The 12,896-nt window shown below is 39.4% G+C and carries 14 protein-coding genes; 5 read left to right on the forward strand and 9 right to left on the reverse strand.

Translation table 11 applies throughout. The features are described 5' to 3' along the window. Positions 1–19: 19 nt before the first annotated feature. The 6 genes from nqrE to IPM47_08410 form a co-directional block, all read right to left on the reverse strand. Positions 20–634 carry an NADH:ubiquinone reductase (Na(+)-transporting) subunit E gene (nqrE, locus tag IPM47_08385; GenBank protein ID QQS30922.1) on the reverse strand — a complete coding sequence of 205 codons (615 nt, stop codon included), beginning with the start codon at positions 632–634 and terminating at the stop codon, positions 20–22. Positions 635–673: 39 nt separating this feature from the next. Next, positions 674–1,354 (reverse strand): NADH:ubiquinone reductase (Na(+)-transporting) subunit D, encoded by a 681-nt coding sequence (locus IPM47_08390; protein QQS30923.1) that lies wholly within the window; start codon positions 1,352–1,354, stop codon positions 674–676. A gap of 92 nt (positions 1,355–1,446) precedes the next feature. Beyond that, a complete protein-coding gene (gene nqrC / locus IPM47_08395) occupies positions 1,447–2,229 on the reverse strand; it encodes an NADH:ubiquinone reductase (Na(+)-transporting) subunit C (GenBank protein QQS30924.1) in 783 nt (260 codons plus the stop codon). Further along, positions 2,222–3,451, reverse strand: coding sequence for an NADH:ubiquinone reductase (Na(+)-transporting) subunit B (locus tag IPM47_08400; GenBank protein ID QQS30925.1), 1,230 nt, complete (start codon positions 3,449–3,451; stop codon positions 2,222–2,224). The genes nqrC and IPM47_08400 overlap by 8 nt, the downstream gene beginning before the upstream one ends. A 108-nt stretch (positions 3,452–3,559) precedes the next feature. Next, the gene (locus IPM47_08405) at positions 3,560–4,909 is read right to left on the reverse strand and encodes a Na(+)-translocating NADH-quinone reductase subunit A (GenBank protein QQS30926.1); all 1,350 of its coding nucleotides are present in this window, start codon (positions 4,907–4,909) and stop codon (positions 3,560–3,562) included. Between the two features lie 253 nt (positions 4,910–5,162). After that, positions 5,163–5,963 carry a pyrroline-5-carboxylate reductase gene (locus IPM47_08410; GenBank protein ID QQS30927.1) on the reverse strand — a complete coding sequence of 267 codons (801 nt, stop codon included), beginning with the start codon at positions 5,961–5,963 and terminating at the stop codon, positions 5,163–5,165. 252 nt (positions 5,964–6,215) lie between these two features. Here IPM47_08410 and IPM47_08415 point away from each other — a divergent pair, with 252 nt between their 5' ends. The 5 genes from IPM47_08415 to IPM47_08435 all read left to right on the forward strand — a co-directional run bounded on the left by IPM47_08415 (position 6,216) and on the right by IPM47_08435 (position 9,258). After that, positions 6,216–6,707, forward strand: coding sequence for a methylated-DNA--[protein]-cysteine S-methyltransferase (locus IPM47_08415; GenBank protein ID QQS30928.1), 492 nt, complete (start codon positions 6,216–6,218; stop codon positions 6,705–6,707). Positions 6,708–7,063: 356 nt separating this feature from the next. Next, complete coding sequence (locus IPM47_08420; protein QQS30929.1) at positions 7,064–7,432, forward strand: hypothetical protein; 369 nt, start codon at positions 7,064–7,066, stop codon at positions 7,430–7,432. Beyond that, positions 7,393–8,022, forward strand: coding sequence for a transposase (locus IPM47_08425; protein QQS30930.1), 630 nt, complete (start codon positions 7,393–7,395; stop codon positions 8,020–8,022). The genes IPM47_08420 and IPM47_08425 overlap by 40 nt, the downstream gene beginning before the upstream one ends. A gap of 47 nt (positions 8,023–8,069) precedes the next feature. Further along, complete coding sequence (locus tag IPM47_08430) at positions 8,070–8,408, forward strand: hypothetical protein (GenBank protein ID QQS30931.1); 339 nt, start codon at positions 8,070–8,072, stop codon at positions 8,406–8,408. A gap of 589 nt (positions 8,409–8,997) precedes the next feature. Next, positions 8,998–9,258 (forward strand): hypothetical protein, encoded by a 261-nt coding sequence (locus tag IPM47_08435; protein QQS30932.1) that lies wholly within the window; start codon positions 8,998–9,000, stop codon positions 9,256–9,258. A 107-nt stretch (positions 9,259–9,365) separates the two neighbouring features. Here the strand turns inward: IPM47_08435 and IPM47_08440 are convergent, their stop codons facing one another. From IPM47_08440 to IPM47_08450, 3 genes are all read right to left on the reverse strand, one after another. Continuing rightward, positions 9,366–9,998: a MarC family NAAT transporter gene (locus tag IPM47_08440; GenBank protein ID QQS30933.1), complete on the reverse strand. Its 633-nt coding sequence runs from the start codon at positions 9,996–9,998 to the stop codon at positions 9,366–9,368. 78 nt (positions 9,999–10,076) lie between these two features. Continuing rightward, entirely contained in the window at positions 10,077–11,012 is a 936-nt protein-coding gene (locus IPM47_08445) for an Rpn family recombination-promoting nuclease/putative transposase (GenBank protein QQS30934.1), read from the reverse strand. A gap of 214 nt (positions 11,013–11,226) precedes the next feature. Continuing rightward, the gene (locus tag IPM47_08450) at positions 11,227–12,870 is read right to left on the reverse strand and encodes a hypothetical protein (protein QQS30935.1); all 1,644 of its coding nucleotides are present in this window, start codon (positions 12,868–12,870) and stop codon (positions 11,227–11,229) included. Between the last annotated feature and the right edge of the window lie 26 nt (positions 12,871–12,896).

Below are 12,896 nucleotides of genomic sequence, written 5' to 3' on the forward strand. Positions count from 1 at the left end.
GTGTTGCAGAAAGTGTGAATTATAATTTAATTCCCATCAGGCTCATAAAAGCAATGCCCATGAGTCCGGTAATGATAAAGGCAATGCCTAAGCCCCGCAAGGGTGCAGGCACGTTGGAATAGCGCAATTTTTCTCTGATTGATGCAAGGGCTATAATGGCCAATGCCCAACCAAAACCACCGCCTAAGCCGTAAACAGTAGCTTCCGCGAAGTTATATTCTCTTTGAACCATAAAGAGACAACCTCCTAAAATGGCGCAGTTTACTGTGATCAGGGGCAAAAAAATACCTAAAGCATTGTAAAGGGTTGGTGATGTTTTTTCAATCACCATTTCAACCAATTGAACCATGGAGGCGATTACAGCGATGAACAATATAAATGTAAGAAACGTCAAATCTACGGTGGCAAATGAAGGGTGAATCCATGCCAAAGCGCCTTCTACTAAAAGATAATGTTGCAAAAGCCAGTTTATGGGAACTGTAATACCTAATACGAATATTACTGCTGCGCCCAGGCCAATTGCAGTTTTGACGGTTTTTGATACTGCCAGAAATGAGCACATCCCAATAAAATAGGCTAATATCAGATTTTCTACAAAGGCAGATTTGATAAATATGTTTAGTAAGTCTTGCATATCGTACTATTTCGGAGAATTAAACAATAAAAAAAATCATTAGCTGATATCAACCAATTTCGGGTTTCGGGCGCGTTGTATCCAAATGATAATGGCAATCAAAAACATAGCGGAAGCCGGAGTTACCATGACCCCGTTGTTGACATAACCTAAATCATAGACAATCTTAGGTATCACATGATAGCCTAACAAAGTTCCGGAACCAAACACCTCGCGAAGTACGGCTAAAATCACCAAAATTGCCCCATATCCCAAGCCGTTTCCTATCCCGTCTAACAATGAAGGCCAGGGTTTGTTGCCCATTGCAAATGCTTCCAAACGGCCCATGACTATACAATTTGTAATGATTAGCCCAACAAATACAGAAAGTTTCTTGCTGACATCGAAGGCAACAGCGCGTAAAATCTGGTCAACTAATGCCACTAATGCCGCAACTACTACTAATTGAACAATCATCCTGATCCGGTTGGGGATGGTATTGCGAATCAATGAAATAATCAGGTTGGCAAAGGCGGTTACCAAAATAACACCGATAGCCATGATTAATGCAGGTTTCACCTGTGTCGTAACGGCTAAAGCAGAACATAAACCTAAAACCTGTATGGTAATCGGGTTATTATCCGTCAGTGGATCTGATACCAGTTTTCTGTTTTTGGGCGAAAACCACGCTTCCTTTTTTGGTTCCTGAATCACAGGGGATGTTTCGGTTGCTTGGCTCATAATAGATATGATTTGGTTGATTTGTTAATGAAAAATTGTTAAAACAATCTGAGTTTTAAGAAAAGAGGGGTTAAATTTAAGATTGTCGAAACTTAATTCCCTTCGGTATTTTGTGTTTCGGGAGTTGAGTTATTGTTCTCTTGTTGTGTTTGTGTCGGAGTGTTTGCAGCCGGATTTGTGCGCATCTTATTAAAATAGTTGTTGTAGCTGACAAAACTTTTTTCAATCATTGTGTTAACACCATCACCTGTAATCGTTGCTCCTGATATGCCGTCAACTTCATAAGGGTTTGATTTCGTACCTGGGTTAATACCTTTTATCACTTTAAACTTATAGTCAGCACCTTCGGCTAATTTTTTCCCTTCAAACTGACCTTGAAAATTTTCGGTTGTAATTTCAGCACCGAGTCCGGGGGTTTCGCCTTTGTGGTCAAAACTGGCACCTTTAATGGTATTAAGGTCCTGATCTAAAGCAAGATAACCCCAAATTTCATCCCAAAGCCCTGCACCGTGCATGGGAACGATGTATTTTTTACCTTCCGGTGAATTGTAAATATATAATGGCAACTTGCGTTCTGCTTCGGGCTTTTTATATTCTTTCTTTAAAGCAAGGTCAAAAGCTTTAACACCTTCGACTACATTTCCCTGTTCGTCAATAACTACTTCGGTTACTTTTTCAGCATATTCCTTTAAAATTTGATTTTTATCGGAAAGGTTGGTAACAGCATTGAGAATGGATCTTTTTTTGTCCAAATCAATAGCTTGTTGCTGAATGGGTTTAAGACCTGTTGCAGCGGCAGCAAGTGCAACTGCCACAATGAGCGTTAGCGCGGCAGCATAAGCAAAAGTATATGAGTTGCTATTTGTATTAGGCATGACTTCTTTTTAACCTCCTATTAATGTTAGCTTGAATTACAAAATGGTCAATCAACGGGGCAAATACATTCATAAACAAGATGGCAAGCATCCATCCTTCCGGATAGGCAGGATTTATAACACGTACAATCATACCTACCACTCCGATTAAAAACCCATATACCCATTTTCCGGTTTGAGTTTGTGCAGCCGTTACCGGATCTGTTGCCATATAAGCCATCGCAAACAGGAAACTTCCCATTATTAAATGATAATAAAATGGTACAGCAAGGAAAGGACTCGCTCCAGAAACCGAAGAAGCATATCCGTTAAAAGCCAATCCAACGCACAATAATCCGGCTATCATAGACACCATGATTTGCCAACTACCAATACCGGTAATGATGAGCATTAACGCTCCTGCTATGATGGCAGGCTTACACATTTCTCCGATCGAGCCGGGAATATCTCCCCAAAACATCTGGGAAATGCTGTATTTTTGAATAACAGCTTCCCAACCACCTTTGGCAGCAAGGGCAAGCGGAGTTGCTCCTGAAAAACCATCTACTACATTTGCCATGTTACCGGCAGTCAGATGGTGTAATCCGAATATTTTATGCAATAGATTGTAATCGAAAGAAACCCATACATTGTCACCCGAAATATAGGTGGGGTAGGCAAAAAACACAAATACCCTGGCTGTCAGGGCGATATTCAAAATATTCATGCCTGTTCCGCCAAACGCTTCTTTGGCAATGACTACTGCAAAAGCAACACTAAGGGCCACCATCCAAAGTGGAACATCGGGGGGCATAATTAAAGGAATGAGCATTCCGCTTACCAAAAACCCTTCTTCTACGCCATGACCTTTTTTAGAGGCAAAATAAAACTCTATTCCAAGGCCCACTACATGAACCACGATAATCAAAGGTAAAATTTGAAGTAAGCCGTAAAGGATTTTATAAATCAACCCATCCGTATAACCTGTAAAAACACCGTAGGCGGCAAAATGCTGATGTCCGATATTGAAAATACCAAACAACAGGCAGAGTTGCAATGCGATGACCACACTAACCATCGTCCGCTTGAGGTCTAAACCATCCCGGATATGTACGCCCAATCCTGTTGTAACTGTTTTGGGAGCAAAGAATAAAGTCTCAAATGCATCGTAAGCCGTATGCAAAAACTTATTCTTCTCAGTATAAGGTTTAATTTTATCAAACTGCTTTCTGAAAAAATTCATATCACTTTTGTTAAGAAACAAACAAAAAAGGTGAACACCGGTTGTAGAAAATAAATATTTTAACACAAATCCTGCAAGAGGAATGTGCTATTTTAAAATTTTTTTAAGTTATGACTGCTCTTGCATGATTTCTAATCCTTCGCGTAATATGTGCTGAACTTCTGTTTTAGAAGGGCATACAAACTCACACAAAGCAAGGTCTTCTTCTACTACTTCATAAATTCCCAACCCTTCCATCAGATCTAAATCATTGGACAAGATGGCTTTTAGCAACTGCATGGGTAAAATGTCCATAGGAGTAACTGCTTCATAGGCTCCGGTTAAAACCATTGCGCGATGTTCGCCATGGGTGTTGGTATTTACATTGTATTCTTTAAATGGCGTTAAAAATCCAGTAAAGGTTCGGGAAAGACTGGGTCGGGGATAGCTGGGAAGCAACCATCCAAAAAATTCGTAATTGTCGCCTTCTTCAATCACACTCAATTGCTGATGGTAAAAACCGACATGCTCGTTTCTTTCCACTTTTTTGCCGCTTAGAACATTGCCGCTGATACAACGAACATGTTCGTTGGTCAAATTATCTGCCACCAAACTTTCAACAGAAGCACCGATATAGGTTTTATAATATGCAGGTTTTGCAACACAAGGTCCAGCTACTGCAATCAATCGTTCGGTGTTGAACTGCCCTTTGGAAAAGACCCTTCCTAACACCAAAACATCCTGAGCGTTGATGGTCCAAACAATATCTCCTTTGTTGATGGGGGCTATATGATGTATTTGAACGCCCACACATCCGGCAGGATGAGGGCCGGTAAAACTGTTTAACTCAACGCCCTTTGTTTCTGAAAAAGTTTTTGAAGCAGTAGTGCTACCGTTCAGATTTAAGTAAACTTTGCCCTTAGTCAGTTTGCGAAGCACTTCAATCCCTGACTGAAAATCATCTTTTTGCCCTTCCATGACATAATTAAGGTTGGGAGCAAGAGGAGCAGTGTCAAAACCGGAAATAAAAATATCGCGGGGAGTTTCGTTCGGATTTGCGATGATGTTGAATGGGCGTTGGCGGAAAAACGGCCAACATCCGGTTGACTGCAAATGTTTCACTACCTCTTCCCGTGAAGCACTGCTGATGCGCATAGGTTCAATGGACAGGTAGTTCATTTTGTTGTCGGCTAAGATTACCACTTCATCTATGGCTCGTTTTGCGCCTCTTCTTATTTCGACAACTTCACCGCTTACCGGAGAAACATATAAATTGTCGGGATGTTTTTTGTCAAAAAAAAGTGGAGAGCCGGCTTTGACTTCATCTCCGATATTGACCAAAAGCTTGGGAATGGGAGAAAGACCTGTAAAATCGGAAGCGGTGATGGCAAAAGTGCGGCTGTTAAGTGGAAAGATTTCTTGTTGGGGTTTTCCTTTTATTTTTATGTCAAACCCTTTTTTTAGCTTTATATTGGCCATTACAGTGCAAATTATTGAAAAACTAAATAAAGCGCAAAGGTACTATTACTTTTACCAAAACTGCAACTATTTAGAGGCTATTAAGTTTTGAAATGAACATTTTTTTGAACAGTTTTTTTGGCTTAGTACCGTCAATGACAAGGATTGATTTTTTCTTTAAATTGAGCTTAAATTTGCAGCAATGAGTCACTTAATAACTCAAAATGTGGTAAGTAATTTACTACAGGCAGGTTTTTGTAAATTAAAATAGCGATTATTTGCCCAATTCTTCAGCCCTTTGAAATGCAGCCAAAATACCATTTTGAATTGCATTGCCTAATTCCTGATTTTCAAATACTTTGACCGCTGCTTCTGTAGTTCCGCCTTTTGAAGATACCCGCTTTATCCATTCATCGCAACTAAAATTACTTTTATTGTGCAACTGCATCGCACCGACAAAGGTTTGCCATACCAGAAGTTCTGCTTCCGATTCGGCAAATCCCAGTTTAGTGGCAGCTTCTATCATGTTTTTCATAAAATAATAAACATAAGCAGGCCCGCTGCCGGAAATAGCGGTGGCGGCATCAATCATACGCTCGTCATCAAAGTGAATGGCGCGACCGGTAGTGCTTAACAGGTTTTGAACGGCAATAATTTCTTTACGGCTGACTTCTTCTTTTGCGGTAAATGCGGTCATTCCCATCCCGATTTGAGCCGGCAGGTTAGGCATGGAACGAATGATTTTTGACACACCCAAACCTTTTTCGATGCTTGACAATTTTACCCCGGCCATGATGGAAAGGATAAGAGTATCGGGGTTAAGATATTCCCGGATAACGGGATATACCAACTCGGCATCCTGAGGTTTAACGGCAAGTACCACAAGGTCAACTTCGTTGATATAGCTTCCGGCTGTTTCATAAATAGTGCCTCTTTCGCGTTGTCGCAAATATTCTGCCCGTTGAGGGTTGGCTTCGAGAATGGTCAGGTCTTTAGGACGGATGATATGTGCCGATAAAAAACTTTCGGCAAAAGTGTTGCCCATTATCCCTCCGCCAATTATCAATACTTTCATAATCAGATTTTTGTTGTGAATAAAAACGGGTTGAATTTCGTTTTTTCACAGAGGTTACTTTTTGAAAGAATCAAGTTAATAAAAGCGGGCGTAAAGTTATTGAATTGTTTTTCGCTAATTTTGCATTCTTTCAAATATTCTGCAAAATCAAGCGGTCAGGTTCATTCATATAAAACTGAAAACTTCCTAAAACATTTATCGCTGTGATTATTGAAAGGGGGAGGGTATTCATTCAACTTAAAACACAAAGAAATGGAAGGTTTTGCCTTTTATGATTCTCCGATTGGAAGAATTAAAATCGGAGCGACTCATTCGGGAATACATTACATGGAATTTACCGATGATAATAACCCGATAGACTCGCAGGAAGGGCAATTAGATTGTCTGATTAGTGCAAAAGAGCAATTACATCAGTATTTTAACAGAAACCTGATGAAGTTTGACCTCCCTCTGAATTTGGAAGGAACTGCATTTCAAAAAAGTGTTTGGCGTTATTTGCTGAATACTTCATTTGGTGAAACAGACACTTATGGAACAATTGCTAAAAAGCTGGTAAATATCAGTGCAGCAAGGGCAGTAGGTGCTGCCTGCGGAGCTAATCCTATTGCAATTGTTGTGCCCTGCCATAGAATTGTTAGCAGCAGTGGTGACTTAACCGGATATGCCGGTGGATTGTGGCGCAAAAAATGGCTGTTGGAGTTTGAACAATCGGACAAACCGGGCAGACAAACCTCCTTGTTTTAAACAATTGCTTAATCCGTTTGCTGTTGTTTGGACGGCATCTGAAATTCTTATTTGCTTTCTACTTCTTCATTAACCCAAACAGGAGGCTCAAAAAATTCCGGGTTGGTCTTTTTGTAACGTCCTGTCAACCCTATAATATCAAATAAAATTGTAAGAAACAGGGTCAAAACTGTTTCAATAAAAACTTCTAAATTGTCAATTTTAAAAGAAAAAATTGCAATTTAAAAGATAAACATTGTAATTTTTAGATTGAGAAAAGCAATGTTAAAGTTTCAACATGGCTGCCACACATTAAAAAAAAGAAGGGAGGCGATATCTTTGTAATTTTGCGAATTGCAAACCCAAAATCAAAGTATATGCCTCCCAACATTCTGCCTTTAGAGTTATATAAAGACATCCTGTCAGTAGCAAAGATATTACAATTAAGGGATTTTCTGTACTGTTTTATGTGTATTCGATATGGAGTAAGTGTACGGAGTTTATGCCGCTATAGTAACTACTCTGTTCGCACTTGGTTTCGTTTTATGTCAGAGGACTACCTGTGGGAGCGCATTCGTATGAAGTTGTTTTTGAAGTGGGTGTATCAACCGGAGGAGAATTATATTATAGCCATAGACGAAGTGGTAGAAGGGAAAAGTCGGGACAAGACCTATGGTTTGTCGAAGTTTTGGAGCAGCATTCAGAAATGCCCCATATTCGGGATTTGTTTTTTTGTGCTTCTCTGATAGCTGTGGGGAAACGGAAATCATATCCGATGGTGGTAGAGCAAGTCGTACAGACAGAGGGGGACAGGAAGCGGATAGCGGAACAGAAAAAGAAGGCATTAGCTGGCAAGCGGCGCAGTGCCGAAGGCAGATGTTTGGTTCGTGGCAGGAAGCAAGGCAGCAAAAACCGACCCAAGCAGCCCAATCCTACGGCATCCTTTCGGGCATTCACCGCCTTGTTAAACAAGTTGCTTTCGTGCTTACCGGGCATCAACCTGACCTATATGGTAGCAGACTGTGCTTATGCCTCGGCAGATTATTTCTCTGCGGTAACAAAGACCGGACTTCACCTGATTACCCGTTTGCCTGTAAATGCCGCCCTCGTCTATGCCTACTCAGACCCAGTAGCCCCAAAACATCGGGGAAGACCCAAAAAATACGGAGAAAAAGTAGATTTGAACAACCTTGATAACCAAGAACTGAAAGACACCAAAACCGAAAATGGTCTCCTTACTCAGATATGGCAACTGCCCTGTTACAACAAATCCTTAAGCAAAAACCTGTTAAATGTGGGGATAGTAAAAATAACCAATTTGAAAACCCAAAAGTAGCCTTCTCTAAATTTTGCACCACCGACCCTAACCTCGACTGGCAAACTATGATAGATTATTATAGTTTGCGTTTTCAGATTGAGTTTGACTTTCGGGATGCCAAACAATTTTTCGGACTATCCGATTTCAAAAACTACACCTCGAAAAATCTGACCAATTTTGTTAATCTATGCTTTACCGCTACCTTGACGGCTAAAATTTTGCAGGCACAATATCAGGTTAAATACAATAACCCTAACTTTAGCATTTTAGACCTCAAAATACTCTGTAATACGCGTTTTACGGTCAAAACAGTTATTAAATTGGTACGAAAATCGCCCGATTCAATTTTTAATACTCAATTCGCAGACGGGTTTATGCCAACAGATTTGGTCAATGTCGCTTAAATATCTATAATATAGAAGAAAAAACACGACCGTCTTATCTTATATTTGTGGCAGCCTTGTTGAAAGTTTAGAATTGATTTTTAAACGAAGACAAAAGAGATTTTAGAAAAGAAAATGTCAGTTTTAAGAATGGGAATTGACATTGAAAACTTTAAAATGTCAATTGAAAAAGTTTTAATCGCAATTTAAAACTTAAAAATCTCAATTTGAAAGCGCAAAAAGTCAATTTTATTTACTTCAATTGACATTTTTTGAGGCACTTATTCTCCAAAATCTTCATTTAAAGCAATTCTGTCTGCAAAAAATTTGTGCGGATTGGGTTAAAATTTTTAAAAACCAAGGTATCGTTTTAAAAAATTCTAAGAGAAGAACTAATGTTTTGGATAGGGTATGTTGCCCTTAAAAAAACAGGGGCCTAATTTTTAAATAAGCTTTATAGTTAAAGCAAAGGTTAAAAAAAGTGAACTTTTAAGTCAAAGAGCCTTTAATTCAAGGGTAATAACAGACATGAAATAATATTTGGCTTATTATTTGCGTTAAAAATACGCTTACACCCCCTAAAGATTACTAAGCCTTAATCTATTAAGTTATGAGCCTTGCAATTAAATCGGCAAGAACTGAAAACGGTAGCGATTTCACGGTAGAAATTCCTAAAACCATCGGACAGCAATTAAGCCTGCATATCTATAACTTGGAGGGAAAATTATTGTTTAGCAAAAACGAAGTGATTCCCGTTTCTCCCATGTTGAATAAGATTGTGCGGTTGTGCAATCTGAATCTTGAAAAAGGGTTTTATATGTTGATGGTTTCAGATGGAATCAGCTATCATTTTGGTTCCCTGGCGGTATAAATATAATTTCACTCATCCGGCTTTTTCGGCAATTCGATTGGTTCCCTGATTTTTTCAAACCATAATAAGTTGGAAGTAAATAAGTCCGCCTAACCGGTTATTTGAGATTAAATTCCTTTAAGCAGGTTTTTTGCAATGGGGGAAATTCCATTGATGATAAATTGAATACCAACCGTCAGTACAATAAAGCCCATGATTCGTTGAAGTGCTGAAAGCCCTCCTTGTCCAATCCTCGCAAACAAAAGCGGAGAGAACCGGAAAATGATATAGACAGCAACAGCCAGCAATAAAATGGCAGAAATTATGTAGGCATAATCCATAGGGTCGCTGATGCCTGCTGCGGTACTGATAATCAGCGAAATAGAACCCGGCCCGGCTAACATTGGCATTGCTAATGGGGAAAACGAAATGTCCTCCTTGGTCATAGCCTCCTCTTCCACCTTGGCACTAATGGCTTTTCCCTTTTTAAAATTTCCATCCAACATATTGTAGGCTGAGCGGATAATCATCAAGCCGCCTGCAATTCTCATCCCTTCGATGGTGATGTTGAAAAAATTCAGGATGTATGTACCTGCAAGCAAAAAGGTTACTAAAATAACCACCACAAAGATGCTTGCTTTAAGCACCTGTTCGTTGCGGACAGACGGGGTAAAATGTTGCGACAGACTAATGTATAACGGTATTGCCCCTAATGGGTTTATGACCGAAAACAAGGCGGTGAAAAAAGCTAAAAAACTCATAAAGACTTTAGCGGATAAAATTTAAACAATCAACATATCCAAACACTTCAGACCACTACGCAGGTTTTTTCCTTCGTCTCATTTTTTCAATTCATCTCTCAGTATGTCAATTTCTTCCGTGCTTAATCCGGTCAGGTCGGCAATTACTTCATTGTCAAGCCCTTTAGAAATTCCTTTTTTGGCAATTTCTGCCTTTTCTATTAATTTCCCTTTTTCCATTCCTTTTTCCATTCCTTTTTCCATTCCTTTTTCCATTCCTTTTATCATCCCTATTTCCAACCCTTTTAACTCGCCTTCTTCTAATGCTTTTTTAGTAACGAAATCAAAGCGCGCTTTTGCATCTCCTTCCCTCATGGATACATAATCATAAGCATCTAACTCAATTTGTGTCCATGAAAATTTGTTGGCTTCTTCATAAGCAACCTTTAATCCTTCGTCGTTGATGTTTTCGGGCATAACATCTAAGTTTTCAGCATTTTTTATGAAGAAAATCCATTTATCGGTTAGGGATTCTAACTCGTGCAACTGTTTATTAAACTTAGGCAGTTCTATGAAATTAAATTCAATATCGTGCAGGGTTCTTTCACCGGTCTCCACATCTCTTACATGACTTCGGTTGAGATAATGCGGATTTTGGGTAAAGCCAAATTCGAGGATACCGATAAAAATAACAGGATTGAGTTGTTGGTAAAACTCGGCTCTTGTAATCTGTGAGCTATACGATTTTGAAGAGTAATACAACACTCTTTTACCAAAACCATCCAGTTCGGCTACTTGCATTTCAACAATGTAGTTTCGGTTTGCCTGGTCTGTTGCTCTTACATCAACTATCGAAACTTTACCACCTCTCAAATTCGGTAGTTGATAAGGATCTAAGATGTTAACCGAAACAATTTCCCTATCGCCATGAAAATCCAGAATGGCATTAAGAAAAGATATGAGGCATTCCTTGCGATTTTCGTTTCCAAAAATTTTCCTGAAAGCTACATCATTGGTAACATCTACAAATTGCATGGCTTTTATTGTTTAGAATGCCTAAGTAACAAAGATAAGACAAAATAGGTCAACCGGAAATTTTGTTTGCTTAGAACATGATTAAATCCCCCTTACAAACTTTTTAATTTAGAAACAAAACTGGAAATGTAAAGGAATGCAACAGCGAATTATCATGTTAAATGACGAACTGAGTACCAATAAAGATAGCTTGAAGCCATCCGCCAAATTTAGCTCAGGGTGTTTCCTGAATTATGTTTACCGTTCCCGCTATTCCATTATTCCAAAGTACAGATATTTGGTAAGTTCCTTGCCCTGATACAATGTTGCCTCCGGTAACAGTCCAAATGTAACTACTACCCGGAATTTCCGGGACGGAATAAATTTGTGGTTCATTGCTACAAACTGAAGTACTGCCACTAATCACCGGATAAAAAGAACAGCCTGCTTTTCTGATGATAAAAGCTCCAAATACCGGAAATTGCGATACAGGGGCTTTAGAAGAACCAATTACCGGTGCAAATGTATGTCCGGTCATCGGAACGGTAATCACGCCGTTTGCGGGGAATGTACCGGTAATGATATCGTTGTAATAGTCCATCGCATTGACCAATTCATAAACCTCACCGGGCTGTAGCCCCGTATTCGAGATATCTATTTGCACCGAATCAGCACTTCCCCAATTATAAATAGCAATATGCGCCCGGCCATTTTCGTATTTGTTTGGCAAAACAAAATACTCCAATCCGGAATCCGGCACTACGGGTAAATAGGTGTTTTGGGGATAATGGGTTTCATTAAATCCCCAAAGATAATAACCATACACAGCGGGAATACCGGCTATAATTTGATTGCCTGAAACAAAGGCATTAAATACTGGGGTATTATTGAACCCCAATCTTGTTTGACAAGTCAGGTAATTACTGTCTAAGACCATATTCTCGACTCCGAAATTTAACCCGAAAGCATTTACGGGAGGGCGGGGAGTATTTGTGCCGGCAAATGTGTAATTGTGTTTAATAACGGTATTGCGGATAGGGTTATTGACACTATTAGAAACTACAAAAAAATTATGTGTTCTGGAGTTATTGCCAACTCCTCCCAGGTTTTCGGAAGCCGCACCACCATTAAAGACTATATTCTTGCGTATATCAAAATTACCAATAGCATCGGTTGTGGTGGTTTGCCAAACCCTGATGCCAAACCCATAAGTGCTGAACACAAGATTGTTGTGGATGTTTTTGATGCCGATGGTATCATTTTGCAGATACATCCCATGCCCATGACCTTCCCAATTTATTCCGTTGAGCAAATTATTGCCGATATTGTATATGATACAACCATAGCTTTCTGAGTTTGTAGCTGTTTTCCACAAATCCAAACCGCTGCCCATATCATGGACAATTAGATTGATAAATTTTATATTTTCGGCTGTGCAAAAAATATTTCCCATTCGGTTAATGTTTGAATGGTCGCGGTCAGAGGTGTCAGAATTTACAACTTCTATTCCCCAAAACCAGGTATAGCTGCAATTGCCGAGACTAAAAGCCAGAGTATAAAGCAATTGTCCGTCAATCGTTGCTCTTTCGTTGTTGTAATTTCTGAATATGATTGGCGCATTTTCGGTACCGTTGGTAAAACAACTAAATGACGTTTGACTATTAAACATATTGGTATAAGTTCCTCCTCTTAACCAAATCCAAACAGTATCTGTAGGGTTGTTGATGGCAGCGGGAGAATTAAAAGCCTGCTGCAGTTGCCAGGGATTGTCATAACTGCCATCTCCTGCTCCGGATGCTGAAGGCGAAACATAAAAGTTAAAGGCAATACAGTTTGTTGCAAACAATGAGCAAAAAAACATGAGCAGGAGTTTTTTCATAAATGCTATTGATTGGTTTGCAAAGT

The sequence above is a fragment of the Sphingobacteriales bacterium genome (assembly GCA_016700115.1).
Taxonomy (GTDB): domain Bacteria; phylum Bacteroidota; class Bacteroidia; order Chitinophagales; family UBA2359; genus UBA2359.